This window comes from Pseudomonas japonica (genome assembly GCF_013522925.1).
GTDB classification, from domain to species: Bacteria; Pseudomonadota; Gammaproteobacteria; order Pseudomonadales; family Pseudomonadaceae; genus Aquipseudomonas; species Aquipseudomonas japonica_A.
The window spans coordinates 268285-294646 of record NZ_JAAMQU010000006.1 but is presented as its reverse complement, the minus strand read 5'-3'; the positions used below and the strand labels follow the sequence as shown (position 1 = coordinate 294646).

The window sequence follows — 26362 nt, the reverse complement described above, 5'->3', positions numbered from 1 at the left end:
CCTATTTCCCCTTCTGCCGTGGATCGAGCAGGTCTCGTACCCCATCGCCGAGCAGGTTGAAGCCGATCGCGGTGATCAGGATCGCCACGCCGGGGAAGGTGGAGTACCACCACTGGTCGAGAATGAAATTGCGCCCGCTGGCCACCATCACACCCCATTCGGCGGTGGGCGGTTGAGCGCCCAGGCCAATGAAGCCCAGCGCCGAGGCCATGAGGATGGCGTTGCCGATGTCCAGGCTGAACTGCACCAGCAGCGGCGGCATCGCATTGCGCGCCACGTGCCAGTGCACCTGGTGCCAGCGGCTTGCGCCGAACGTTTGCGCTGCCTGCACGTAGGCCATCTGCCGGATGCTCAGCGCCTGGCCCCGGGCCAGCCGTACATAGAAAGGAATGCGCACCAGCGTAATCGCAAGCATGGCGTTGAACAGGCTGGGGCCCAGCGCGGCGGCCAGCGCCATGATCAGCACCAGCGAGGGCACCGAAAGGATGATGTCCATGATGCGCATGATCACGCGGTCGAATGCCCCGCCGATCACCCCTGAAAAGCAGCCCAGCACCCCCCCGATGGCACAGGAGGAAAACGCGACGAACAGGCCCACGCCCACCGATTGCCGGGCGCCGAAGATAACCCGGCTGAACAAGTCCCGGCCCACTTCGTCGGTGCCGAACCAATGCAGCGCGCTGGGCGCCTGCAGCCGTTCGGTGAGTTTCAAGGCGTTGGGCGAATAGGGGCTGAGCCAGGGCGCGGCGACGATGCAAACGAGCACCAGCACGGTGATGATCAGGCCGGCCAGCATCAGCGGGCTGCGGCCCACCCGGTACGCCAGCCAGGCGAGCTGCTCGCGCAGGGGGTTGGGCGTTGCGATGGCTGTGGTCATTCACTTCACCTTGGCGATACGGGGGTCGGCCAGCCGGTACAGCAGCTCGATAAGCCGGTTGAGCAGCACGTAGATAAACGACACGAGGATGGCGAAGCCCATGACTGCCGGGAAATCCAGCGCCTGGATGGACTTGACCACGTAGGCGCCCATGCCGGGCCAGGCAAACACGGTTTCGGTCAGCACCGCGCCGTACAACAGGTCGCCGAGCGCCAGGCCCACCACGGTGATGGACGGGATCAAGGCATTGGGCAGGGCATGGCGCAACACCACCGTCGCTTGCGAGAGGCCGTATGCGCGCGCAGTGCGAATGTAATCCTCGCCGAGCTGTTCGAGCATGGCGCCACGGATCTGCCGGGTGATGACGCCCAGGTTGACGAAAGCCAGCGTGGCCGTGGGCAGCAACATATGCCGCGCGGCATCGACGAACGTGGCCCACTGGCCCGCCAGCAGGCTGTCGAACAGATAGAAACCGCTGACGGTGGGCGGTGCCTCCACGCCCTGGCTCAACCGTCCGCCACCGGGCAACCAGCCGAGATGGCCGTAGAACAGCACGATCAGCCCCAACCCCAGCCAGAAAGCCGGCGTGGAGATACCGGCCACGGCCAGCGTGCGGGAGATGTGGTCGATCGCCCGGTTGTTGTACACCGCCGAAAGCACCCCAAGCGGCACACCCACGGCAATGGACAGCAGCATGGCGGCCATGGCCAGCTCCAGGGTTGCCGGGAAGAATAGCTGCAGGTCTTCCAGCACGGGGCGGTGAGTGCGGATCGACTGCCCCAGGTCGCCCTGGAGCAGATCCCCCATGTACCGCAGGTATTGCTGGTACAACGGCAAGTCCAGCCCCAATTGTTGGCGGATGCTGGCGACGATCTCGTCACTGGCGCGTTCACCCGCGATCAGCCGGGCCGGGTCGCCAGGGATCAGGTGCGAAATGATAAAGGTGATCACGGACACCCCGATCACCACGATCAGGATGTCCGTCAGTTGCCTGCGCAGCAGGTTCATAAAACCCATGGTTACCTCATGTTTGCGCACCGTTGCGGGCGCCGCAGGCTGTTACTTGGACATCGCCGTGAAGTCGAACACCTGCTCGAGCATGGGGTTGAACACATACCCCTTCACTTGCTCGCGCATGGGCACGGTGTAGGCCTTCTGGTAGAGGTAGGCATAGGCACTGTCGCCGATCACGATTTTCTGCGCCTGCTGGTACAGCGCCTTGCGCTGCTCCACGTCGCTGAGGCTGGCGGCCTGGCGCACCAGCTCGTCCACTTTCGGGTTGCTGTAGAAGGAACGGTTACCAGCCAGGCCCGCATTGGTGCTGTCGAACCAGAAGTTCATGAACATGTAGGGGTCGGCGAAGTCGGGGCTCCAGTTGCCGATCGCCACGTCGAAGTCACCGCTGCCCAGGCGCTCGCGCAGGGTAGCGTTGGCCAGTTTCTCCATGTTCAGGTGCACGCCAAGGGTTTCCAGGCCGGCCTGCAACGTGAGGCCGATGGGCTCCCAGGCCGGGTCTTTGTCGGAGTACACGAACTGCAGCTGGCTGATCTTCTTCGGCGCCTTGGCCAAGGCGGCCTGGGCGCCTTCAAGGTTCTGCCTGGGCACTGGCAGGCTGGCGTCATAACCCCACATACCTTCGGGGATCGGCCCGTTCATCAGCTTGCCTTTGCCCATCGCGATACCCTCGGCAATGCCTTGGTAGTCCAGTGCATCGACGATGGCCTTGCGGGCGTTCGGGTCATTCAGCGGGGCGCGCTTGTTGTTGAGGTAGAGGTAAGTGACCCGAAGGGAAGGGTAGGCGGTGGTGACGAAGCCTGGCTTCTTGGCCAGCGCTTCCACCTGGTCTTCCGGCAGGTCCTCGATGATGTCCAGGTCGCCCTGTTCAAGTTGCAGGCGGCGCACCGAAGGCTCGGCGATGATGCGGATCACCACTTTTTTCAGCGTAGGGGCGGCGCCGGCATAGTGCGGGTTGGGTTCCAGTGTCAGCGACTGGCCCTTTTGCCAGGCGGCAAGGCGGTACGCACCCGAGCCTGCCGTGTGGCCGGCCAGCCAGGCGTTCGGGTCGCTCTCGCGGGTAGCCACAGCAGGGTTCACGACACTGGCGCCATTGTGGGCCAGGGCGAAGAGGAACGGTGCGAAGGGTTTTTTGAGGGTGAAACGTACGGTGTGCGGGTCCACCGCCTCAACGGTCATGTCTTCGGGGAAAATGCTCGACGGGCCCTGCTTGAGCTTCATCAGCCGCTCGACCGAGAATTTCACCGCCGCGGCGTTCACCTCGGCACCGTCATCGAAATGGTTGCCGGGCTTGAGGGTGAAGGTCCACACCAGGTTATCCGCTGAAGCCGACCAGTTGGCGGCGAGGTCGCCTTCCACCTCGGTGCTGCCTTTGCCGTTCTCCACTTTGTAGCGCATCAGGCGTTGGTAGGCGGGGTAGGTCACGGTCCAGTCGTTGTTGTCGAAGGTCACCCCGGGGTCCAGCGTCTGCGGGTCGGCGGGCTTGCCGATCATCAAGGTGTCGGCTGCCACGGCGGCATTGGCCGGTTGCCACGCACCAAGCCCCAGCGCCGCGCCAAGCAGCGCCATGCCACAGGTTGAGAACAGCGATTTACGCAAAAGGTAAGACATGCCGGTTCCTCGATTTTTTGGTGGTTTTCTGGGTATTTCGGCAGCTTTCAGCGAACGGGTACGAGCAGGTGGGTGCCGGGGTTCATTTGCCTCGGTCACGGGCGGGTCAGGCCAGAAGAGCAGCCAGCGCGGCCTCGCTCAGGTGGTGATAGTCAATGAGCGGATAGCGCTCCGCGGCGGGTAATTCGAAATGCCACCACTCACTGGCTATGGGAGCGAAACCCGCACCCATCATGATCCCCAGCAGCAGCAAGCGGTTGCGTTGAACAGCAACAGGAAGGTGCGGGTTGAACGGGTGCGACAGCTCGCGCATGTCGTCGAACCCGGTGCCCATGTCCAACGCCACGCCGTGTTCATCGAGCAGGGTGACATCCACGGCTACGCCACGGCTGTGATGCGAACCCAACGCAGGGTCGCGCACATATTCGCCGTCAGGGAAGGCACGCCACAGCAATTGTTGGGCATAGGGCGGGCGGTAGGCATCCAGCAACTGCAGCCGGTAGCCTGCCAGCCGTGCCAGTTCGCTGGCCTTGACCAGGCTGGCAGCGGCGTCCCGGTGCAGCAGGCATTCGGGGGCCTGATAAATGACACGGCCTGCCAAATTGTCAGCCGTGGCGTATACGAGGTTGATGCTCACCCCGTAGCCTTCGGCGTCGATGGGAACAAGATCAGGATGGACCACAAAAGCCTCGTTATTCATCAGTGAAAGGGTTGCGGCGGCGTTCATTCGAACTGGCCAAAGCGTTGCTGCAGGTGGCGGTTGCGCGCAAGGCGATCATCCAGGGCGCCCCCATAACGTTCCGCGACCGCCGACACCAGCAAGTTGAGCAGCGCCGCCAGCGGGGCCAACGAGTCCCAGAACTGGCCAACGTCGAGTTTGAGTTGCAGCAGGTCGGCGGGAAAGTCCCGGGCCCAGGGGCAGTGGTAATCGGTAATCAGGGCAAATGGAATGCGGGCCTCGCTAGCCGCCTCGCATAACGTACGGGTTACGCTGGAATAGGCGCGAAAGTCCGCCAGCACGATATAGGCGCGCTCGAAGCCGGCGTTGAGCATGTCGGCATAAGTGCCCGACAAGCCATCCACATAGAACGCCCGGGGGCGGATGTACTCGAGCAGGCTGTGGAAGCTGCCCATTACCCCACGCGTGGTCTGAATGCCGGCGATGAACACCGCATCGGCGCTGTGCAACTGCTGCACGGCGCTGGCGAAGGCGGGGCCACGGGCGAGGGCATACACCGCTTCCAGCGCAACCTTTTCCAAGGCCAGCGAGCGGTCGAGCGCGTCCTCCTGGCCCTGTTGCTGGCGGAAGGCACCCAAACGGTCGCCCAGGCGCCAATCACCGCCGCCTTCTCGCAGGCTGTGCTTTACGTCATCCAGGTTGCGATAGCCCAGGGAACGCAGCACGCGCCCGACCGAAATCCCGGTGGTGCCGGCTTGCTGGGCGATGCTGTCGGCGGTCTCGAAGGGCAGCTTTTCTGCATTGGCAAGCAGGTAGCCCGCCACGCGCTTTCCGGTCGGGGTGAGCTCGGCAAATGAGGCTTCCAACGTCTCGAAAAAGCTGGCTTGGGTCACAGTGATGTCCCGGTTTGGTTATCGAGATCACATTCCTTGCAGCAATGTTTTGAAACTAACATCGCCCAGCGGCGTGGAACAAGTTGAGCCGGGCTGGGATGTCGCGGCTGCGCTTAGGGTGTCGTTTTTGTCGTAACTCACCGTGCCTCGGCGTGCCCGTTTAAGGCCGAGGCGCAAATAAAGATTGAATAATCACATAAAGTGTTATTTAAATAACACAAATTGGAATGGCCCCGGGCACCTGCCGGGGCGTGTGAGGCCTCATAACAATGAAAAAAATCGCAGTCATCGGCAGCAACATGGTCGATCTGGTGACCTACATCGACCGTATGCCTGCCCAGGGCGAAACGCTGGAAGCGCCACGTTTCGCCATGGGATGTGGAGGCAAGGGCGCCAACCAGGCGGCGGCCTCGGCGTTGCTGGGAGGCAATGTGCTGATGGTCACCAAAGTGGGTGACGATGCCTTTGCCGATAACACCCTGGCCAATTTTCAGCGCCTGGGCATCGATACGCGTTTTGTGGAACGTGTGCCTGGGGTGTCCAGTGGCGTTGCGCCCATCTTTGTTCAGGACAACGCCCACAACAGCATTCTGATCGTCAAAGGCGCCAACGCTCATCTGAGCCCTGCCGACATCGACCGTGCCGAGCCTGCGTTGCGCGAATGCGCGCTGATCGTGTTGCAGCTGGAAATCGAACTGGCCAGCGTTTATCACGCCATCGATGTTGGTCATCGCCTGGGCATCCCCGTGCTGCTGAACCCCGCGCCCGCGGTGGCAGGGCTAAGCCCGGAGCACCTGGCCAGGCTGGATTTTCTGGTACCCAATGAAAGTGAACTGGCGTTGCTCAGCGGGCAAACGGTAGACAGCCCGGAGGCTGCATCGCGCGCCGCCCGCGCGCTGATGGCCAACGGCGTACGCCACGTGATCGTAACCCTGGGTGAACATGGCGCGCTTTACGTAGGCGAAGAAGGCGAATGGCGGGTGCAGGGCCATTGCGTGGACGCGCGCGACACCTCCGGTGCCGGGGACGCCTTTATCGGTTGCTTTGCCCACCATTGGAGCCGCGACGGCGATATCCGCAAGGCAATGACCCAGGCGGTGGCCTATTCCGCCTGTTCCGTTACAGGCCTGGGCACTCAGTCTTCCTACCCTGACGCAGAGAGTTTCGCGCGCTTCGCCGCTGCGCTTGGCGCCTGACCTGAACCGCCTTTCCAACCCACGTGCTACTTCGCGGAGAACAATAATGAACAAGCCTGCGTTGCAACCTTCACCGGACGGGTTCTACCTGAACCGTACGCCCTGGTTCGCCTTCTTTCTGCTGTGCTGCATCTTCGCCCTCTGGGCGGCAGCGGCCAGCATGAACGACGTGCTGATCGCCCACTTCAAGAAAGCGTTTCTGCTCAGTGATTTCCAGACCGCGTTCGTGCAGTCGGCGTTCTACCTCGGCTACTTCTTCGTCGCCATACCCGCAGCCCTGGTGGTACGCAGGTTCAGCTACAAAACCACCATCCTGGTAGGCCTGGTGCTGTACATGCTCGGCTGTTCGCTGTTCTTCCCCGCGGCGTCCATGGCCAAGTACGGCATGTTCCTGCTGGCGCTGTTCGTGATCGCGGCAGGGCTGTCGTTTCTGGAAACCGCGAGCAATACCTACTCCACGTTGATGGGGCCACGCGAATCGGGCACTCGCCGCTTGAACATCTCCCAGACGTTCCACCCGTTCGGCGCCATGGCCGGCGTATACGTGGGCAGCTTCGTGATGTTCAAGGACACCGACGCCACGCGTGAACAGCTCGCGCAAATGTCGGCTGCCGATGCCGCCGCACAGCAACTGCAGATGATCCAGTCCACGCTGCTGCCGTACCAGTGGATGATCGCCGTATTGGCCTTGATGTTCGTGCTGATCGCAATCACCCGTTTCCCGGCCTGCAAAGGCAACCGCAGCCACACCGCCGACAAGCGCACAACCGGTGCCGGCAAGGCCACTATCGGGCAAAGCCTGGCACGGCTGCGGCGCAATCCGCGTTTCTGCTTCGGGGTGCTCGCGCAGTTCCTGTATGTAGGCGCTCAGGTAGGGGTGTGGAGTTTCACCATTCGCCTGGCCATGCAAATGGGCGGCATGAACGAGCGAAGCGCGTCGTGGTTCCTGCTCACCACCTTCGCCGCGTACTTCGTGGGCAAGATGATTGCCAACCTGCTGATGCGCAAAATGCACCCGGCCAGGGTGCTGGCCATCTACGGCGTGCTGTGCATTGTGCTGCTGGCCTACACCATTCTGGTGCCGAACATCACAGCGGTGTACGCCGCCGTGGGTGTGAGCATCTTCCTGGGGCCGTGCTGGCCGACCATCTATGGCCTGACCATCGACGGCCTGGGTGAGGACACCGGGGTGGGCGGGTCGCTGCTGGTCATGAGCATCGTCGGTGGGGGTGTGATCCCTATCTTCCAGGGCCTGCTAAGCGATGCCAACGGGGGCAACATGCAGATCGCCTACAGCGTGCCGCTGCTGTGCTTCGTGGTCATCGTGGCCTATGCCATGCGTTGCCTGCGCCAGCCCACGGTTCAGGTCGCCAGCGCGGCGACGGCGGTGGCGCAATGAGCCGCCTTGCCCTACGCCTGCCGCTGTATCAACACACCTGGGGCGACGCCGCCCGGCCGGTGCTGGAAGCCGAGGGTTTCAGCGCCCACGCCTGGACTTACCCCAGCGGCGTGAAGGCCTTGTCGCTGGAAAACGCTCGGGGCCGGCTGGTGGTATTGCCATGGCAAGGCCAAATGATCTGGGCCGCCGAGTTCGACGGCCATAACCTGACCATGCGCAACCTGTTCGAACAGCCGCGGCCCACGGCCACCATCCTGGGCACCTATGGGTGTTTCATGTTCCACGCCGGGCTGCTGCGCAATGGCTGCCCCACGCCTGAGGACGATCATCCGCTGCATGGCGAAATGCCCTGTGCGCCCATGGACCGCGCTTGGTTGGAGGTAGGTGAAGACGAGCAGGGCGCTTACCTGCGGCTGACAGGTGATTACGAGTATGTGCAGGGGTTCGGTGATCGCTACCGCGCCAGCCCCAGCGTCACGTTGCGGCCCGACAGCGGGTTGTTCGAGATCGGCATGCAGGTACTCAACCGCGCCGGCAAACCGATGGACCTCATGTACATGGCCCATATGAACTATGCCTACGTGGCGGGTGGGCGCTTCAGTCAGCCCCGTGGTTATCAGGGCCAACGCATGCGCGCCAGCGTGCCGGCCCATGTACGGCCCACCGCGGACTGGACGGCGTACATGGCCACGCTTACCGAAGACCCTTCAAGGCTTCACATGCTCGATTCCCCCGGCGTGTACGACCCGGAGATCGTCAGCTTCTTCGACGGCGTAGGCACCGACGAACAGGGGCAGGCGCATTTCTTCCTGGAGCACCCCGACGGTGCGGCCTTTTATACCCGCTACAGCCCTGAGCAGTTCAGCCATGCGGCCCGCTGGGTGTTGCACAACGCCGACCAGCAAGTGGCGGCGTTCGTCCTGCCGGCGACCTGTGAGCCTGAGGGCTACCTGGCCGAGCGGACCAGGGGAAATGTGCGCAGCCTGGCGCCGGGCGAATTGGCCAGCTTCAGCCTGCTCACCGGCTACCTCAGCCCCAGTGAGCGGCAGGCCCTGCAGCCCTGAGCAGTCAGGTCACCAATTGCGCGCCGCTGGCCTCGATAGCGTCGCGGTAGGCGCGGGGGATTTTCTTGTCGCTGACTACGCAGTGGAAGTCGCTCAGCGCGCCGAAATGCGCGGTACGCACGGCGTCGAACTTGGAGTGGTCGGCCAGCAGCATGGATTGGCGCGCTTGCCGCATCACCTGCTGCTTGACTGCTACCTCATGCAGGTTGAAGCAGGTCACCCCCAGGTCAAGGCTTACGCCGGCTGCCGAGACGAAGGCCCAGCTCAGCCGAAGCTCGTCAAGAATGCTGGCCTCGGCCGTGCTTTCGAACACCTGGTTTTCGCGGTGCAGGGTGCCGCCGCACAACACGATGTTGCACTTGGGCTTTTGCTGGAGCTTGAGCAACACGTTGAGCGAGTTGCACACCGCCGTAAACGGAAGGTCATCGGCGATGAAGTCGATGACGAAAGGCACCGTAGTGCCGCAGTCGAAGAACACGGTATCCCCGGGCTGAATGAATTGGGCCGCGAGTTTGCCGATCCGCCGCTTTTCTTCCACATGGCGGGTGCCTTGTTCGGTTACCCGGTAGTCGCCGGGCTCGGGGTCGTCATGCGCCCGCGTGATATAGCCGCCGAGCAGGCGCAGTTGATCGGGATGACGGCCGAGGTCCCGGCGCAGGGTCATTTCCGACACCTCGAGCAGGGCTGCCATTTCACGCAGGTGAATGGCTTTCTGATCTTGCAGGGCCTGCTGGATCAGCTTGATCCGGTCAGCTTTTTTAACGTCCATCGAGCATTCCAGCCATACGTCAATTGTGTTGTAATGCTAACACTTTATGTTATTTAAATAACGCGATACGCATCGCCTTGAAACAGGAACCCGTGATGACCCAGCGCTCTTCCGCGGCATTGGCCAAGATGATCGACCACACCTTGCTGGCAGCCGATGCCAGCCGTGCGCAGATTGCCACACTTTGCGACGAAGCCCGAACTCATGGCTTCTATTCGGTGTGCGTAAACCCAGGCAATGTGCCTTACGCCGCGCAATGCCTGGAAAGCGCCGATGTGAAAGTATGCGCCGTGGTGGGCTTCCCGTTGGGCGCTACGCTGACCGCCAGCAAAGCCTTCGAGGCGGCTCAAGCCATCGCGGCGGGCGCAGGCGAGATCGACATGGTGCTTAACATCGCCTGGCTCAAGGACGGGCTGTTCGACGCAGTGCGCGACGATATCGCGGCGGTGAGTGAAGCCTGTGGCAATATTCCGCTGAAAGTCATCCTGGAAACCTGCCTGCTGGACGAAGCGCAAAAGGTGCGCGCGTGCGAGATCTGCCGTGACCTGGGCGTAGCCTTCGTAAAAACGTCTACAGGCTTTAGCCGCAGTGGCGCCACGCTGGAAGACGTAGCCCTGATGCGCAGGGTTGTAGGCCCCGACATTGGGGTGAAGGCCTCGGGCGGCGTTCGTGATGCGGCGACGGCGCTGGCGATGATCGAGGCGGGTGCGACCCGGCTGGGCACAAGCTCCGGTATTGCGATCGTAACGGGCGGAACAGGCCACAGCAGCTACTGATACCGTTCCTGCTGGCGGGGAGGGGTGCGCGATCCGATCAATGACTTGTCATTTCAGGTCATTGAGCCCCAGCCCCGTGGTCTTTACTGTCGCATCATTGCCGTAGGCGCCGTGTTGAGCTGCCGCGGTTTCCTGATGCTGGAGTGAACCATGACCACCCAACCCTATCCGCACCTGCTCGCCCCGCTGGACCTGGGCTTTACCTCCCTGCGTAACCGTACCCTGATGGGCTCCATGCACACGGGCCTTGAGGAAGTGGCGGGAGGCTTCGAGCGGATGGCGGCTTACTTCGCCGAGCGCGCCCGCGGCGGTGTCGGGTTGATGGTCACCGGTGGTATCGCACCCAACCCTGAGGGCGGCGTATACAAGGGCGCCGCCAAGCTGAGCACGCCCGAAGAGGCCGAGCGCCACCATCTAGTGACCGAGGCGGTGCACGCCGAAGGCGGCAAGATCTGCCTTCAGATTCTCCATGCCGGCCGCTATGCTTATAGCCCCAGCCTGGTAGCGCCCAGCGCTATCCAGGCGCCGATCAACCCGTTCAAGCCCCACGAGCTGGACGAGGCGGGTATCGAGAAGCAGATCGCCGACTTTGTGAACTGTGCCCGGCTGGCCCAGCAGGCCGGTTACGACGGCGTCGAAATCATGGGCTCCGAAGGCTACTTCATCAATCAGTTCCTGGTGGCCTGGACCAACCACCGCACCGACCGCTGGGGCGGCAGCTACGAGAACCGCATGCGCCTGGCGGTAGACATCGTGCGCCGGGTTCGCGAAGCCGTTGGCGAGCGGTTCATTATTATCTTCCGGCTGTCCATGCTGGACCTGATCGAAGGCGGCAGTGACTGGAGCGAAGTGGTGCAGCTGGCCAAGGCCGTAGAGGCGGCCGGTGCCACGCTGATCAACACCGGCATCGGCTGGCACGAAGCGCGTATCCCCACCATTGCCACCAAGGTGCCGCGTGCGGCCTTCGCCCGGGTCACCGCCAAGCTGCGCGGCGCGGTGAAGGTGCCACTCATCACCACCAACCGCATCAATACGCCTGAGGTGGCCGAGCAGATCCTGGCCGAAGGCAATGCGGACATGGTCTCGATGGCCAGGCCGTTCCTTGCAGACCCGGCCTTTGTCGCCAAGGCGGCCGAGGGCAAGGCAGATGAAATCAACACCTGCATCGCCTGCAACCAGGCCTGCCTGGACCACACCTTCGCAGGCAAGCTCACCAGTTGCCTGGTGAACCCGCGCGCGTGCCATGAAACCGAGCTGCTCTACCTGCCCACCCAAACCCAGCGCCGGGTGGCAGTCGTTGGCGCCGGCCCGGCCGGCCTGGCGGCGGCGACCGTTGCGGCCGAGCGCGGCCATGCGGTGACCTTGTTCGACAGCGCCAGCGAGATCGGCGGCCAGTTCAACGTGGCCAAGCGCATTCCGGGCAAGGAAGAATTCAACGAAACCCTGCGTTACTTCGGCCGCAAGCTAGCCACCACCGGCGTAAATGTTCGGCTGGGCCAGCGGGTGGGCGTGGCTGAGCTGGTGGAGGGCGGCTTCGATGAAGTGATCCTGGCGACGGGCATCGTGCCGCGTATCCCGCCGATTGCCGGTATCGATCATCCCATGGTGCTCACGTACCTGGACGTGCTGCTGGGGCGCCGCTCCGTGGGCGAGCGGGTCGCGGTCATCGGCGCGGGCGGTATCGGCTTCGATGTAAGCGAATTCCTGGTGCACCAAGGTACGGTAAGCAGCCTGAACCCGGATGCGTTCTGGCGTGAGTGGGGCATCGACCCGGCGTTGGAAGCCCGTGGCGGTGTGGCCGGGGTTCGCGGCGAAGTAAGCCCGCCAGCGCGCCAGGTATGGCTGCTGCAACGCAAAGCCACCAAGGTAGGCGATGGCTTGGGCAAGACCACAGGCTGGATTCACCGCGCAGGCCTGAAGAGCAAGCGGGTGCAAATGCTCAATTCGGTGGAATACCTGAAAGTAGACGATCAGGGCCTGCACATTCGCGTTGGCGACGGCGAGCCGCAGTTGCTGCCGGTGGATAACGTGGTGGTGTGCGCCGGGCAGGACCCGCTGCGCGAGCTGGAACAAGGGCTGCGCGATGCCGGCGTGGCGGTGCACCTGATCGGCGGCGCTGACGTGGCTGCCGAACTGGACGCCAAGCGCGCCATCAACCAGGGCTCGCGCCTGGCGGCTGCCTTGTAATGCTGGAAGGCGTTGCGCCGCCGCTCCAGCCGCTGCGCCTGCCGTGGCTGGAAGCGGCCGGGGTAGAGGTGGGGGTGCTGCGCCTGGACCTCATCGATCCACTGGTCAGTGGCAACAAGTGGTTCAAGCTGCGCCCGTGGCTTGAGCTCGCGCGGCAGCAAGGCGCGCCAGGGCTCGTCAGCCTGGGCGGGCCTTGGTCCAACCACCTGCACGCATTGGCCGCCGCGGGCTATCGCGAAGGGCTTGCAACCGTGGGCCTGCTGCGCGGCGAGCCACAGCGAACCGCAACCACCGATGACCTGCAAGCCATGGGTATGGTCTTGCATTGGCTGGGATATGGCGGCTATCGAGCGCGCCATCAGCCAGGTTTTTGGGCGCCATGGTTGGCCCAATACCCCGGCTTTCTCGCTATACCCGAAGGCGGTGCCTGCGAGCAGGGCATGCGCGGGTGCATGGTGTTGCTCGAGCTGGTCGAACCCGGCCTGGCTGCGCTGGGGTGGAACAGCTTCGATGCCTGGTGGCTCGCCGCGGGCACCGGTACCACGGTGGCAGGCCTGGCTCAGGCCGAGGCTGGCCATCGGCTGGTGCATGGCGCGCTGGCGGTACCTGCCGGGCAGGGTGCAGAGGCCAATGTCAGCAAGCTGGCGCCTCACGCCCGGGTTCAGTGGCATGACGCCAGCCGCGGTGGCTTTGGCAAGGTCGATGCCGCGCTGATCGACTTCCTCAAGGCAACCGAAGCCCACACCGGCTTGCCGCTCGAGCCCCTTTATACCGCCAAGGCGCTGCTGGCCCTGCAGGCCTATGTACTCGCGGGCGGCGTAGCACCCGGCACCCGACTGGTCTTCGTGCACACCGGGGGCCTTCAGGGCCGCCGCGGTTTCCCTTCGCTCTGATCTGAATCCTGTTGGCTGGTAAACCCGCTCGCGCGGAGCCGATTCGTTCGTTTGGTCCCACAATATGGGATGAGCATTTACATATTGAGATAATTCTCGGAACGGCGTTATAGTCAGGCCCTCTAACCGCTCACACAACAACAACAGGTGAGGCGATGCAGGCACGACTGATCGGGCTGGACTGGGGCACTTCTTCATTGCGGGCCTACCGCCTTGGCGATAACGGCCAGGTACTGGAAACGCGCGAACTGGCGCTGGGGATCATGCAGGTAGCGGAGCAGCGCTTCGACCAGGCGCTGGATGAAGCCTGTGGCGACTGGCGGGCCGATGAGCCTGGCCTGCCGCTGATTGCCTGCGGCATGATCGGCAGCGCCCAAGGCTGGCGTGAAGCGCCTTATTGCCCCGCCCCGGCCGGGGCCGCTGAGGTTGCGCGAAGCCTGCTCAGTTTGCCACTCGATGATGGCCACACCTTGCATATCATTCCGGGCGTGCTGCAGAACGGCCGCCTGCCCAACGTGATGCGCGGCGAGGAAACCCAGGTGTTCGGCCTGCTCGATAGCCTTGATGCGCAAGCTTGGACCCAACCCTTGCTGATCGGCCTGCCCGGCACCCACAGCAAATGGGTGCGAAGCGAGGAAGGCTGTATTCGCCACTTCGACACCTTCATGACCGGCGAGATTTATGCCGCCGTGTGCGCGCACACCATCCTTGGCCGCACCCAGCAACGCCCGGAGAGCTTCCGTGCCGAGGCGTTCGACCGTGGCGTGGCGGTGGCCTTGAGCGGCGACGGTGCGCTGGGCCCTCTGGCAACGTTGTTCAGCGCCCGTACCCTAAGCCTTACCGGCGCCTTGGCGCCGACTGACCAACCCGACTACGTCTCTGGCCTGATGATCGGCCATGAAATCGCCAGCCTGACCGCCACCTTCGCCTCCGGCCAGGGCGTGCCTCGCATCGTACTGATAGGCAATGGCCAGCTGTGCCAGCGCTATGAGCGCGCGTTGAGCGCCGCTGGCCTCGCTAACGTGCACACCGCCGCCCAAGCCACCGAGCGTGGCTTGTGGTTGTTGGCCGTGGCGGCTGGCCTGGTTCACCCCTGACCTTAAGGAGCTTTCCATGTTGCTCAAAGATGCCATGGCCGCCAGCGGCCTGATTGCGATCCTGCGGGGCGTGCGCCCTGAAGAGGTGCTGGAGATTGGCCAGCAACTCTATGCCAGCGGCTTGCGGGTGATCGAGGTGCCGCTCAACTCCCCCGAGCCTCTGCGCAGCATTCGCACGCTGCGCGATGGCCTGCCGGCCGATTGCCTGATCGGCGCTGGCACGGTGCTTACCGAGCGTAACGTGCTCGAAGTACAGGACGCCGGCGGCGAGCTGATCGTGATGCCTCACAGCGATGTCAAGGTGCTGCGCGCCGCCAAGGCCGCCGGGCTGCAACTGGCGCCCGGCGTGGTCACGCCCACCGAGGCGTTTGCCGCGCTGGAGGAGGGCGCCGATGCGCTCAAGCTGTTCCCCGCCGAAGCCATCACGCCTGCGGTTGTGAAAGCGCTGCTGGCGGTGCTGCCCAAGGGCACGCCGCTGGTGCCGGTCGGCGGCATCACGCCTACCAACATGGGGCCGTTCCTGGACGCCGGGGTTGCCGGCTTCGGGCTGGGCTCGGGGCTGTTCAAGCCTGGCCTGAGCGCGGCGCAAGTGCGCAGCCGGGCCGATGCCTACATGCAGGGCTGGCAGCAGGCCCGCTGAGCCGGGCCGTATTCAACTTCCATCGACAAAAGAGACAAGCGATGAAAATTACCCGTTTGAGTACCTTTATCGTTCCGCCGCGCTGGTGCTTCCTGAAGATCGAAACCGATGAAGGCATTTGTGGCTGGGGCGAGCCGGTCGTCGAAGGCCGTGCTCATACCGTTGCCGCGGCCGTAGAGGAGCTGGCCGACTACCTGATCGGCAAGGACCCACGCAACATCGAAGACCACTGGCAGGTGCTGTACCGCGGCGGCTTCTATCGCGGTGGCGCGATTCACATGAGCGCCCTGGCCGGGATCGACCAGGCCTTGTGGGACATCAAGGGCAAGGCCCTTGGCGTGTCGGTCAGTGACCTGCTGGGTGGCCAAGTGCGCGAGCGCATTCGCGTGTATTCGTGGATCGGCGGCGATCGCCCGGCCGAAACCGCCAAGGCCGCGAAAGAAGCGGTGGAGCGGGGCTTTACCGCGGTGAAGATGAACGGCACCGAAGAAATGCAGTTCGTGGACAGTTTCGACAAGGTGGACCGCTGCCTGGCCAGCGTGGCCGCGGTGCGTGACGCGGTAGGGCCGAACGTGGGTATCGGCGTGGACTTCCACGGCCGGGTGCACAAGCCCATGGCCAAGGTACTGATGAAAGAGTTGGACCCGTACAAACTGATGTTTATCGAAGAGCCCGTGCTGAGCGAAAACTACGAAGCGCTCAAGGAGCTGGCACCGCTCACCAGCACGCCGATTGCCCTGGGCGAGCGGCTGTTCTCGCGCTGGGACTTCAAGCGTGTGCTCAGCGAGGGCTACGTGGACATCATCCAGCCGGACGCCTCCCACGCCGGCGGCATCACTGAAACCCGCAAGATCGCCGCCATGGCCGAAGCCTATGACGTGGCGCTGGCGCTGCATTGCCCCTTGGGCCCGATCGCGCTGGCGGCGTGCCTGCAACTGGATGCGGCCTGCTACAACGCCTTTATCCAGGAGCAAAGCCTGGGTATCCATTACAACGAAAGCAACGACTTGCTCGACTACATCCGCCAGCCGGAGGTATTCGATTACGACAACGGCTACGTGAAAATCCCGAACGGCCCGGGCCTGGGGATCGAGATCAACGAAGAGTACGTGCGTGAGCGCGCCGCCATCGGCCACCGCTGGCGCAACCCGATCTGGCGACACGCAGACGGCAGCTTCGCCGAGTGGTAACAGGCACGGCGCCCAGCGCGCCGTGACCGATCAGGGACATAAAGACAAGAGACCCGACCCATGCAAACCCACACCGCAACCCCGGCCGCGGCGCGCACGGCGCTGGCTACGCCAAGCCGTAAACGGTTTTTCATCATGGTGCTGCTGTTCATCACCGTGGTGATCAATTACCTGGACCGTTCCAACCTGTCCATCGCTGCCCCCGCCCTGACCACCGAGCTGGGGCTGGACCCGGCCCACGTAGGGCTGGTGTTCTCGGCGTTCGGCTGGACCTACGCCGCCATGCAAATCCCCGGCGGCTGGCTGGTCGACCGGGTGCCGCCGCGTATCCTCTACAGCGTGGCGTTGGTGCTGTGGTCGGTGGCCACGGTGGCGCTGGGGTTCGTGGGCAGCTTTGTGGCGCTGTTCGTGCTGCGCATGGCCGTGGGTGCGCTGGAAGCACCGGCGTACCCGATCAACAGCCGGGTGGTCACCACCTGGTTCCCGGAGCGCGAGCGAGCGACCGCCATCGGCTTCTATACCTCGGGGCAATTCGTGGGGCTGGCGTTTCTTACCCCGGTGCTGGCCTGGCTGCAACAGGCCTATGGCTGGCACATGGTGTTCGTGATCACCGGGCTGGTGGGCGTGGTGTGGGCCGCGGTGTGGTATGCGCTATACCGCGAGCCGCGCGCATTCCGTGGCGCCAATGAGGCCGAGATCGCGTTGATCCAGGAAGGCGGTGGGCTGGTAGACATCGCGCACAAGCCCAAAGCCAAAGGCATTGACCTTAACGACCTTAAAATCGTGCTCACCCAGCGCAAGCTGTGGGGCATCTACATCGGGCAGTTCTGCCTCAATTCCACGCTGTGGTTCTTCCTCACCTGGTTCCCTACTTACCTGGTGAAGTACCGTGGGATGGACTTTATCAAGTCGGGGCTGCTGGCATCCTTGCCGTTCCTGGCCGCCTTCGTAGGCGTACTGTGTTCCGGCCTGTTTTCTGACTGGCTGATCCGCCGCGGTGCCAGTGTGGGCCTGGCGCGCAAGCTGCCGATCATCGGTGGGCTGCTGATTTCCACCAGCATCATCGGTGCCAACTGGTTCGATTCCACGCCGTTGGTAATTGGTTGTCTGGCCCTGGCGTTCTTCGGCAACGGATTAGCCTCCATCACCTGGTCGTTGGTGTCCACGCTGGCGCCGGCGCGGCTGCTCGGGCTTACCGGCGGCACGTTCAACTTCATCGGCAACCTGTCCGCCATCGTCACCCCGATTGTCATCGGCTTCCTCGCCACGGGTGACTCCTTCGCCCCGGCCATCACCTATGTTGCCGGTACCGCGCTGGTCGGTGCGCTGTGCTATGTGGTGTTGGTGGGCAAGGTAGAGCGGATCGAGATCGCCGACAGGTGACGGCGAAAGACGAGGGCCGGATAATGCTCGCCGTTTTTCTGATAACCAGGGTGACTGACGATGCCAACTGACACGCCGAGCGCCGCCCCCGCAGGTACTCAAACACTGTTGCGCGGCCTGGCGGTGATACAGGCGGTGGCCGCCGGTGCCCGGGACCTCAAGGGCATTGCTGCGCATTTGGGCACCACCCGTAGCACCACTCACCGGCTGGTGAGCGCGCTGGTGGAAGAGCGTTACTTGCGGCTTACGGCCAACAACGGCTACCGGTTGGGGCCGCGGTTGATCGAGCTGGGCTTCCAGGCCCGGGACGAATTGCCCCTTGCGGTGCTGGCGGCGCCGTTGCTGGACGAGCTGTCCGCCAGCACCGGCGACACCGTGCACCTGGCCGTTCGCGATGGCGATCAAGTGCTGTACCTGCACAAGAACCCCGGGCGCAATGGCCCCGAAATGCGTTCCCGGGTGGGCCAGCGCATGCCGTTGACCCGCACCGGCATCGGCAAGGCGCTGTTGCTGGACAGCCTTGAAACCGAATGGCGGCGCTTGTTCGATAACCAGCCCCCGGCAGCCGCTGTTTGGGCTGACCGCGAAGAACCTGGTTGGGAAGCCTTCCAGGCGCGGATGCTGGCTTACGTCGATGGCCAGTATGCCTTCGACCTGGAAGACAACGAGCCCTCGATCCGCTGCGTGGCGGCGCCGGTGCGTGATGCCAGCCGGCAGATCGTAGCGGCGATCAGCGTGGCCAGTACGGTGCCTTACATGTCGCTGGAGCGCATGACGCTGCTCGCGCCCACGGTACAAGCCACGGCATTGGCCCTGAGCCGAGAGCTTGGCGGCTGAACCAAGCGGCGTGGCCGGCAGTCACACCAGCAAAATGCCCGAAAAGAAGGCCCCTCATGGAACGACGCTGGCTGCTTTTTCTTGTGCTGTGCGGGGTGGCCTCAGGCGCCCGGGCAGAAGACCCATTACGGTTGCAGCAGCTGGAGCGCTGCGGTGACCTGCTCGATACCCGGCGCCAGGTGTTTTGCCTCAAGGTCAGCGGCCTTGCCAGCGGGCCGATACAGGCCAGGCTGGGCGGCGTAGCGAAACCCACTGAGCGTGACGGCGACCGCTTGCGCATCACCTTCGAAACCGGCAAAGACACCAGCGGCCCGCTGCGCCTCGAGCAGGATGGGCGTAGCAGCAACGGCGTGTGGCTGAGCATGGCCGGCAATCACGTGGTGGCGGCCAAGCTCAACGAGATGGCAACCAATGCCGAGGGGCTGAGTACTTACCTCAACCTGGTCAGCGTGATCATCGAGGAGCGCTACGACGGCCTCGATCAGGTTCGGCAGCTGTCGCAAAAGTATGGCGCAACGATCGTGGGCGCCATTCCCGCACTTAATACCTGGCAGCTACGCCTTCCGGTGAAAAACCTCACGGAACGCGATGCGTTGATCCTCCGGCTCGGCCATGAGGTCAGCGTGGACGGGGTGGTGATCGAGGAGTCTTCGGCCGAGGAAGCAGAGCGGGAAGTGCCCGTGAGCAAGGAATCCCCTGACGAATGGGCCGCCAACCGCTTTGCCGACGCGGTGAACTACTACCGTCGCCGGGTGGCTGCGCGGGGTGCGCCTGTAGAAGCGGCGCCGGTGCGTATTGGAGTGATCGAACGCAATGTGGACTTCGACTCGCCGGGCTTTGCCGAATACCTCGGCCCGTGCGAACTGCCACGTACTTGCCTTTATGCCCGCGATGCGCAAAGCCCCCAGGCCCATGGCTCGACCGTGGCGGGGGTGTTGCTCGCCCATTGGCAGAAAGGTGGCAATACAGGTTTCCTCCGCGGGCTGGAGGGCGTGAGCAAAGGCTTCGAGGTGATTGTGGAGCGCGATTCGGATGCCGGCATCACTGCCAATGTCGCCGCGTCTGTGAACCTGGTGGAAGACGGTGCACGCATCCTCAACTGGAGCTGGGGGCTCCACCGGATCGGTACGCAGAAGGTGCAGGGTGGCGACATCGACACGCAGGTTCGCTCAGGCGTGGCGATGGCGGGTTACGAGGAGCTGCTCGAAGAGTTCTTCCGCTGGCTGAAAGCCAAACACCCGGATGTGGTGGTCATCAACTCGGCAGGCAACGGCGCGTCCTTCGCAGGCCAGGATGAATACCGGCTGCCGTCGTCCTTCGTGACCGACCAATTGCTGGTAGTGGGCGGGCATGAGCGTAGCGGGCAGCCAGACCTGCCAGTGAACAGCCCCGACTACGCGGTGCGCCGGGCGTCGTCCAACCTGGATCTGCGCGTGGACATCTCCGCCGCCGCCTGTACCCATGGCGTAGACCCGGGTGCGGACGGGGAGGGTAGCGTGCACTGTGGCACTTCCTTCGCCACGCCGATGGTGACAGGCATTACGGCGGCCATGCTCTCGATCAACCCGCGGCTCACCCCGGCGCAACTGCGCATCCTGCTTCGGCGCAGCTCGCTGCCAATCGGCGGGGATGATGATTTCGAGCCCGCGGACGGTGAAGACCTGACCGCGCCGATCATTCCCTCGGAGCGCAACTTCGACCTCAACCACCCCGACATCGGCCGTTCAGCGCGGCTGGACATGCAAAAAGCGCTGGACCTGACGGTGCAGAGCCTGGATCGGCGAAGGTAGCCCAATGTTCCCGGATTCCGCCCGGTCCCGGATCTTTTGCCTGTGGGACCGGGTGAAACCCGGGAAACAATGCATTTACATATTCGGGTAGGTAGGCCCGCCCGACCCTTCAGGTGCCACCCAGGTGATGTTCTGGGCGGGGTCCTTGATGTCGCAGGTTTTGCAGTGCACGCAGTTCTGCGCGTTGATCTGGAAGCGTTTTTCGCCGTCTTCCTTGGTGATCACCTCGTATACCCCTGCCGGGCAATAACGCTGGGCCGGCTCATCGTACAGCGGCAGGTTTTTCGCGATCGGAATGCTCGGGTCCTGAAGCTTGAGGTGGCACGGCTGCTCCTCCTCGTGGTTGGTGCCCGAGAGGAACACCGAACTCAGCTTGTCGAAGCTCAGCTTGCCATCCGGCTTGGGGTATTCGATCCGCGCAGAGTCCGCCGCCAGCTTGAGGGTGGCGTAGTCCGGCGTCTTGTCCCGCAGGGTGAAGGGGATCTTGCCGCCGAAGAGGTTCTGGTCGATGAAGTTGAACGCACCGCCCTTGACCGCGCCCCACTTGTGGATCGCCGCGCCGAAGTTGCGGCTGCGGAACAGCTCGTCGTACACCCAGCTGGCCTTGAAGCTTTCAGGGTAGGCCGAAAGCACATCGCCGCCTTCGCTGTCGGCCAGCAGACGCTCGACCGCCGCATCGGCCGCGAGCATGCCGGACTTCATCGCCGTGTGGCTGCCTTTGATCTTGGCGAAGTTCAACGTGCCCAGGTCGCAGCCGACCAACGCGCCGCCAGGGAAGACCATCTTGGGCAACGAGTTGAAACCGCCCTTGGCGATAGCGCGGGCACCATAGGACACGCGCTTGCCACCTTCCAGGTACTGCTTGACCACAGGGTGGTGCTTGTACCGCTGGAACTCATCGAACGGCGACAGGAAGGGGTTGCTGTAGGAGAGGTCGACGATCAGCCCCACCACCACCTGGTTGTTCTCCAGGTGATAAAGGAAGGAGCCGCCCGGGTTGGCGTCGTCCAATGGCCAGCCGGCCGTGTGCACCACCAGGCCCTGTTCATGGCGAGCAGGGTCGATGTCCCAGATTTCCTTCAGGCCGATGGCGTAGTGCTGAGGGTCGACGTCCGCGTCCAGGTTGAAGCGCTTGATCAGCTGCTTGCCGATGTGGCCACGGCAGCCCTCGGCGAACAGCGTGTACTTGCCACGCAGCTCCATGCCGGGGGTGTACATGCCGTCCTTGGGGTGGCCCTCACGGTCCACGCCCATGTCACCGGTGAGAATGCCGCGCACCACACCTTGCTCGTCGATCAGCGCTTCCTGGGCGGCGAAGCCTGGATACACCTCTACGCCGAGGTTTTCGGCCTGCTGGGCGAGCCAGCGGCACAGGTTGCCCAGAGAGATGATGTAGTTGCCTTCGTTGTGCATCGTTTTAGGCACGAAGGCATCGGGGATTTTCCGCGCGCGTTGAGCATCATTCAGCAGATAGATGTCGTCCCGCTTGACCGGAGTGTTGAGCGGTGCGCCCAGCTCCTGCCAGTTGGGGAACAGCTCGTTGAGTGCGCGAGGCTCGAACACCGCGCCGGAGAGAATGTGAGCGCCTACCTCGGAGCCTTTCTCGACCACGCAGACGCTGACCTCCTTACCGGCTTCGGCGGCCTTCTGCTTGATACGGCAGGCAGCGGACAGGCCCGCGGGGCCAGCCCCGACGATGACCACGTCGAATTCCATGTATTCGCGTTCCACAGGTTCTCTCCTAACACAGGCGGGTACGGTTTTTCTAATAAGGGCGGTTGGCACGCAGGCCACGCCTGTAGCGGTGATGCTGTTGCGCCGGCGCGGGGCGGTTCGGGCCCTTCTTCGCGGACGGCGCATTATATCTACACCATGCGACCGGTCCAAATCAAACGTTTGTTTGAATTCCCGACAGGCCAGTAAACTCGCTGCATGCAGCAGCGTGACCGGCCGGTTCCGCGTATTGACCGGGTATTCCTATACGGTCAAGATACGGGCGGTTTCAGGCCGGCTGTCGCTTGTGACAGCTGGTTTCGCGCCGTGTGGCGGCTTCCGGGCCCAAGGCTTCGGGGCGGGCGAACACGGCCTCGCAACCTGCTACGCTGCTGGTCGATACGCGCTCAGCGCCGTCGCCGCACGCGGGTTTGCGCGCCGTGCCATGAGCGATCGCAAGGCCCGCCCTGCGACATTTTATTCACCGGAGAGTAACGAGGAATCCATGAAGGTTCTTGTAGCTGTCAAACGAGTGGTCGATTACAACGTCAAGGTTCGCGTCAAGGCGGACAACTCCGGGGTCGATCTTGCCAACGTCAAGATGTCGATGAACCCCTTCTGCGAGATCGCCGTGGAAGAAGCGGTTCGCCTGAAGGAAAAAGGCGTGGCTACCGAGGTGGTCGTGGTCACGGTCGGGCCTGCCACTGCCCAGGAACAACTGCGCACCGCGCTGGCATTGGGCGCCGACCGCGCCGTGCTGGTAGACACCGCCGAGGAGCTGGGCTCCCTGGCGATCGCCAAGGCCCTCAAGGCGGTGGTCGACAAGGAACAGCCACAGCTGGTGATCCTCGGCAAGCAGGCCATCGACAGCGACAACAACCAGACCGGCCAGATGCTGGCTGCGCTCACTGGTTACGCTCAGGGTACCTTCGCCTCCAAGGTCGAACTGGCCGGTGACAAGCTGAACGTTACCCGCGAAATCGACGGCGGCTTGCAAACGGTTGCGCTGAACCTGCCCGCTATCGTCACCACCGACCTGCGCCTGAACGAACCGCGCTATGCGTCGCTGCCCAACATCATGAAGGCCAAGAAGAAGCCTCTGGAAACCTTCACGCCTGAAGCGCTCGGTGTTTCCACTGCTTCCACCAACAAGACCGTGAAGGTCGAGGCGCCTGCCACGCGCAGCGCCGGTGTGAAGGTCAAGTCGGTCGCCGAACTGGTCGAAAAACTGAAGAACGAGGCGAAGGTAATCTGATGGCTATCCTGGTTATCGCTGAACACGAAAACGGCGCACTGGCTGGCGCTACCCTGAACACCGTCGCCGCGGCTCAGAAGATCGGCGGTGATGTACACGTGCTGGTTGCCGGGCAGGGCGTGAGCGCCGTGGCCGAAGCCGCCGCGAAAGTGGCTGGCGTGGCCAAGGTGCTGGTCGCCGACAATGCCGCCTATGCGCATCAGTTGCCCGAGAACGTGGCCCCGCTGATCGTGGGCCTGGCATCGGGCTACAGCCACGTGCTGGCCCCGGCCACCACCAACGGCAAGAACTTCCTGCCGCGCGTGGCCGCCCAGCTGGACGTGGACCAGATCTCCGAGATCATCTCGGTTGAAAGCGCCGACACCTTCAAGCGCCCGATCTACGCCGGCAACGCCATTGCCACCGTGCAATCGAGCGCGGCGGTGAAGGTGATCACCGTGCGTACCACCGGCTTCGACCCGGTCGCCGCCGAGGGTGGTTCGGCAGCTGTGGAAGCGGTCAGCGACGTGAAAGACGCAGGCCTGTCCGCCTTCGTTGGGGAAGAGTTGGCCAAGTCGGATCGTCCTGAGCTCACCGCCGCCAAGATCGTGGTGTCCGGTGGCCGTGGCATGCAGAACGGTGACAACTTCAAGCACCTGTACGCCCTGGCCGACAAACTCGGCGCGGCCGTGGGCGCTTCGCGCGCTGCGGTGGACGCAGGCTTCGTGCCCAACGACATGCAAGTGGGTCAAACCGGCAAGATCGTCGCGCCGCAGCTGTACATCGCCGTCGGTATCTCCGGCGCGATCCAGCACCTGGCGGGCATGAAGGACTCCAAGGTGATCGTCGCGATCAACAAGGACGAAGAAGCCCCGATCTTCCAGGTCGCCGATTATGGCCTGGTAGGTGACCTGTTCGAGATCATCCCGGAATTCGAAAAGCTGGTGTGATCGCTGCGAGTCGCAGCAAAGGAACCCGGGCAATCGCCCGGGTTTTTTTATATGCTCCGCCCTCCAGAACAGACAAAGCCTGAACCCATCATGCGAATTGCGTCGTATTGGCTGGCCTGCGTGGCTGCGTTCCCATCCCTGTGCCTGGCCGCCGGAAGCTGCGAGCGGCTGGTGGCCACTGCCAGCCCCGACGCTCCGCCCTATGCCTGGCGCGACCCGGCGGACCCACGCAAGCTGATCGGTGCGAGCGTGGACGTGCTGGCCAGCGTTGCCGCGCAGCTGGGCGTGAAAATCGACGTGCTGTACGCAGGCCGCCGCTCACAGGCTCTGGAAGAAGTGCGCAGCGGCCGTATGGATATCCTCGCTGATGCCGTGCTGACCGAGGCCGACCTCGAGCATCTGGACTACGTTCATCCCGCATTGGCCTTCAACGATTATCTGGTGTGGAGCCGCCAGGGCTCGACCATCACTTATTCGACGCTTGCGGACCTGCCCGGCCACCGCGGGGTGATGTCCGCCAAGGCTCGGCCAACACCTGCGTTCGCTGCGTTCGCGGCTGAGCACCTCGCGCTGCAGCCTGCCGAAAACCTTACCCATACCCTTGAGTCGCTGGCGCAAGGCAAGGCGGACTATGCCATCGCCCCCCGTTATGCCGGCGCGGCGGCGGTCGCTGCGCTCGGGCTGGACGGGCGCGTCCTGGCCAGCGAGGTGGCTGTGGACCGTCCGGGAATTTACCTGGCCATTGCTCAGGACTCTGCCTGCAACGATGGCTGGCTGCGCGGACAGCTGGCGAAAAAGATGACAGAATTGGCCGCCTCCGGCGGGATCCAGCCGATCCTGCAACGTAACGCCGAGCGCTGGAAGCAACAGCAGCAGGCGATGTCCGGGGCGGTCAAACCATAGGAAACGCTGTGTGAACAAACGATTGATGATCGCCGGAGCGCTGCTGGCGCTCGCCGGCTGCGCCACCGACCCTGTACCCGATGAACAGCTGCGCCTCACCGAGCAAGCGATCGAACAGGCCCGCGCCGTGGGTGCAGCGGATAACACCACGCCGCTCGCCGATGCGCTGAGCAAGGCAGCCCAAGCCAGGGCGGATCTGGCTGACCATAACAACAAGGCGGCGCGCATGGCCCTGGAACAAGCCGAGCTCGACGCTCGCCTGGCGGAAGCCAACGAGCTCACCCGCAAGAGCCGCGAGCAATTGGCCCAGATGAACGCCCGCATCCAGCGCCTGCACAAGCAGCTGGGAGATGTGCAATGAGCCGCGTTCGTCATGCATGGCGCCCGGTGATCGGCGCCTGGCTGGCGTTGGGCCTTGCCGGTTGCGCCAACCACGCCGCTGATGAAGCGGTGTCCCAGGCGTCGGCGCGCTTCCAGGGCGTGCGGGACAATACCGAGGTGCTGCGCCACGCGCCCAAGGACGTTATTCGCGCGGGAGAATCCCTGGCCCGGGCCGAACGGTTGTCCGGTTACTGGGGCGCCGGCGATGATGTGCGCCACTATGCCTACCTCAGCATGCGCTACACGGATATCGCCCTGGCTCACAGCGAAGCCGCCGCCAACCTCGATCAACTGCAACGTCAGGGCCTGGAGCGTGAGCGCCTGCAGCTTGCCTTGCGCGAGTCCAAGTTGCTCAGCGTGCAGCGCCAAGGCCAGTGGCTGGAAGATCAACTGCTGGCATTGACCACCACAGATGCGGATCGCGGCCTGGTGCTTACTCTGGGCGATGTGCTGTTCGATACCGGCGAGGCCGACCTCAAGCCTTCAGCCAATCGCACCCTGCTCAAGCTCGTGCAGTTCCTGCAAATGAACCCTCGCCGGACCATCCGCATCGAGGGCTATACGGACAGCACCGGCGCCGCGGAAGACAACCTCAAGTTGTCGAAGGATCGGGCGCAGGCAGTGGCGGACATGCTGGTGGACCTTGGCGTGGAGGAGCGACGCATCGACGTGCAAGGGTACGGCGACCAGTACCCCGTCGAAGCCAATGCCACCGAGCGGGGCAGGGCGCTCAACCGCCGCGTGGAGATCGTGATCTCGGACCGGGCCGGCGCGCTGGGCGAGAAACGTCAGTAAGCTGCCCCAACGCCAGCGCCTCTCGTACTGAGGGGCCGCTGGCGTTATCCTTTGGCTCTCTAGCGCAACTGTCCCCGTACAGTTCGCAACT

The 26362-nt window shown here is 63.7% G+C and carries 24 protein-coding genes; 17 read left to right on the top strand and 7 right to left on the bottom strand.

Annotation, left to right across the window (positions count from 1 at the left end; genetic code table 11):
• Window position 1: 1 nt before the first annotated feature.
• The 5 genes from ddpC to G7016_RS12335 form a co-directional block, all read right to left on the bottom strand.
• Window positions 2-877, bottom strand: a complete 876-nt coding sequence (ddpC, locus tag G7016_RS12355) for a D,D-dipeptide ABC transporter permease (RefSeq protein WP_181114504.1) — start codon at window positions 875-877, stop codon at window positions 2-4.
• Window positions 878-1894: an ABC transporter permease gene (locus tag G7016_RS12350; RefSeq protein WP_181114502.1), complete on the bottom strand. Its 1017-nt coding sequence runs from the start codon at window positions 1892-1894 to the stop codon at window positions 878-880.
• A 42-nt stretch (window positions 1895-1936) separates the two neighbouring features.
• Window positions 1937-3502, bottom strand: coding sequence for an ABC transporter substrate-binding protein (locus G7016_RS12345; RefSeq protein WP_181114500.1), 1566 nt, complete (start codon window positions 3500-3502; stop codon window positions 1937-1939).
• Between the two features lie 106 nt (window positions 3503-3608).
• Window positions 3609-4184, bottom strand: a complete 576-nt coding sequence (ddpX, locus tag G7016_RS12340; protein ID WP_308812159.1) for a D-alanyl-D-alanine dipeptidase — start codon at window positions 4182-4184, stop codon at window positions 3609-3611.
• Between the two features lie 41 nt (window positions 4185-4225).
• Entirely contained in the window at window positions 4226-5074 is an 849-nt protein-coding gene (locus G7016_RS12335; RefSeq protein ID WP_181114498.1) for a MurR/RpiR family transcriptional regulator, read from the bottom strand.
• Window positions 5075-5343: 269 nt separating this feature from the next.
• Here G7016_RS12335 and rbsK point away from each other — a divergent pair, with 269 nt between their 5' ends.
• Genes rbsK through G7016_RS12320 form a run of 3 tightly spaced genes read left to right on the top strand, consistent with a single transcriptional unit; the run spans window position 5344 to window position 8733 of the window.
• Entirely contained in the window at window positions 5344-6270 is a 927-nt protein-coding gene (rbsK, locus tag G7016_RS12330; protein WP_181114496.1) for a ribokinase, read from the top strand.
• Between the two features lie 46 nt (window positions 6271-6316).
• Entirely contained in the window at window positions 6317-7669 is a 1353-nt protein-coding gene (gene fucP, locus G7016_RS12325) for an L-fucose:H+ symporter permease (RefSeq protein WP_181114494.1), read from the top strand.
• The gene (locus tag G7016_RS12320; protein ID WP_181114492.1) at window positions 7666-8733 is read left to right on the top strand and encodes an aldose 1-epimerase family protein; all 1068 of its coding nucleotides are present in this window, start codon (window positions 7666-7668) and stop codon (window positions 8731-8733) included. The genes fucP and G7016_RS12320 overlap by 4 nt, the downstream gene beginning before the upstream one ends.
• Before the next feature lie 4 nt (window positions 8734-8737).
• Here G7016_RS12320 and deoR read toward each other — a convergent pair whose 3' ends face one another.
• The gene (gene deoR, locus G7016_RS12315) at window positions 8738-9502 is read right to left on the bottom strand and encodes a DNA-binding transcriptional repressor DeoR (RefSeq protein WP_181114490.1); all 765 of its coding nucleotides are present in this window, start codon (window positions 9500-9502) and stop codon (window positions 8738-8740) included.
• Between the two features lie 95 nt (window positions 9503-9597).
• Here deoR and deoC point away from each other — a divergent pair, with 95 nt between their 5' ends.
• The 9 genes from deoC to G7016_RS12270 all read left to right on the top strand — a co-directional run bounded on the left by deoC (window position 9598) and on the right by G7016_RS12270 (window position 20295).
• On the top strand, window positions 9598-10278 hold the full coding sequence (gene deoC / locus G7016_RS12310; protein WP_181114487.1) for a deoxyribose-phosphate aldolase: 681 nt from the start codon (window positions 9598-9600) through the stop codon (window positions 10276-10278).
• 150 nt (window positions 10279-10428) lie between these two features.
• A complete protein-coding gene (locus tag G7016_RS12305; RefSeq protein ID WP_181114484.1) occupies window positions 10429-12465 on the top strand; it encodes an NADPH-dependent 2,4-dienoyl-CoA reductase in 2037 nt (678 codons plus the stop codon).
• Window positions 12465-13358 carry a 1-aminocyclopropane-1-carboxylate deaminase/D-cysteine desulfhydrase gene (locus G7016_RS12300; protein ID WP_181114482.1) on the top strand — a complete coding sequence of 298 codons (894 nt, stop codon included), beginning with the start codon at window positions 12465-12467 and terminating at the stop codon, window positions 13356-13358. Before G7016_RS12305 ends, G7016_RS12300 begins: the two co-directional genes overlap by 1 nt.
• A gap of 155 nt (window positions 13359-13513) precedes the next feature.
• On the top strand, window positions 13514-14455 hold the full coding sequence (locus tag G7016_RS12295) for a 2-dehydro-3-deoxygalactonokinase (RefSeq protein WP_181114479.1): 942 nt from the start codon (window positions 13514-13516) through the stop codon (window positions 14453-14455).
• Between the two features lie 19 nt (window positions 14456-14474).
• On the top strand, window positions 14475-15095 hold the full coding sequence (locus tag G7016_RS12290; RefSeq protein WP_181114591.1) for a 2-dehydro-3-deoxy-6-phosphogalactonate aldolase: 621 nt from the start codon (window positions 14475-14477) through the stop codon (window positions 15093-15095).
• A 41-nt stretch (window positions 15096-15136) separates the two neighbouring features.
• The gene (gene dgoD / locus G7016_RS12285) at window positions 15137-16285 is read left to right on the top strand and encodes a galactonate dehydratase (protein ID WP_181114476.1); all 1149 of its coding nucleotides are present in this window, start codon (window positions 15137-15139) and stop codon (window positions 16283-16285) included.
• Window positions 16286-16345: 60 nt separating this feature from the next.
• A complete protein-coding gene (locus tag G7016_RS12280; protein ID WP_181114474.1) occupies window positions 16346-17668 on the top strand; it encodes an MFS transporter in 1323 nt (440 codons plus the stop codon).
• A 60-nt stretch (window positions 17669-17728) separates the two neighbouring features.
• Window positions 17729-18505 carry an IclR family transcriptional regulator gene (locus G7016_RS12275; protein WP_181114471.1) on the top strand — a complete coding sequence of 259 codons (777 nt, stop codon included), beginning with the start codon at window positions 17729-17731 and terminating at the stop codon, window positions 18503-18505.
• Between the two features lie 56 nt (window positions 18506-18561).
• Window positions 18562-20295, top strand: a complete 1734-nt coding sequence (locus G7016_RS12270; protein WP_181114469.1) for a S8/S53 family peptidase — start codon at window positions 18562-18564, stop codon at window positions 20293-20295.
• 75 nt (window positions 20296-20370) lie between these two features.
• Here G7016_RS12270 and G7016_RS12265 read toward each other — a convergent pair whose 3' ends face one another.
• Complete coding sequence (locus G7016_RS12265) at window positions 20371-22026, bottom strand: electron transfer flavoprotein-ubiquinone oxidoreductase (protein ID WP_181114468.1); 1656 nt, start codon at window positions 22024-22026, stop codon at window positions 20371-20373.
• Window positions 22027-22513: 487 nt separating this feature from the next.
• On the opposite strand from G7016_RS12265, the gene G7016_RS12260 reads away from it, so the two are divergent.
• The 5 genes from G7016_RS12260 to G7016_RS12240 all read left to right on the top strand — a co-directional run bounded on the left by G7016_RS12260 (window position 22514) and on the right by G7016_RS12240 (window position 26271).
• Window positions 22514-23263: an electron transfer flavoprotein subunit beta/FixA family protein gene (locus G7016_RS12260; RefSeq protein ID WP_181114467.1), complete on the top strand. Its 750-nt coding sequence runs from the start codon at window positions 22514-22516 to the stop codon at window positions 23261-23263.
• A complete protein-coding gene (locus G7016_RS12255; RefSeq protein ID WP_181114466.1) occupies window positions 23263-24192 on the top strand; it encodes an electron transfer flavoprotein subunit alpha/FixB family protein in 930 nt (309 codons plus the stop codon). The genes G7016_RS12260 and G7016_RS12255 overlap by 1 nt, the downstream gene beginning before the upstream one ends.
• A gap of 90 nt (window positions 24193-24282) precedes the next feature.
• The gene (locus G7016_RS12250) at window positions 24283-25095 is read left to right on the top strand and encodes a substrate-binding periplasmic protein (protein WP_181114464.1); all 813 of its coding nucleotides are present in this window, start codon (window positions 24283-24285) and stop codon (window positions 25093-25095) included.
• Window positions 25096-25120: 25 nt separating this feature from the next.
• A complete protein-coding gene (locus tag G7016_RS12245; protein WP_181114589.1) occupies window positions 25121-25456 on the top strand; it encodes a DUF4398 domain-containing protein in 336 nt (111 codons plus the stop codon).
• The gene (locus tag G7016_RS12240) at window positions 25453-26271 is read left to right on the top strand and encodes an OmpA family protein (RefSeq protein WP_181114462.1); all 819 of its coding nucleotides are present in this window, start codon (window positions 25453-25455) and stop codon (window positions 26269-26271) included. The genes G7016_RS12245 and G7016_RS12240 overlap by 4 nt, the downstream gene beginning before the upstream one ends.
• The last annotated feature ends 91 nt before the right edge of the window (window positions 26272-26362 follow it).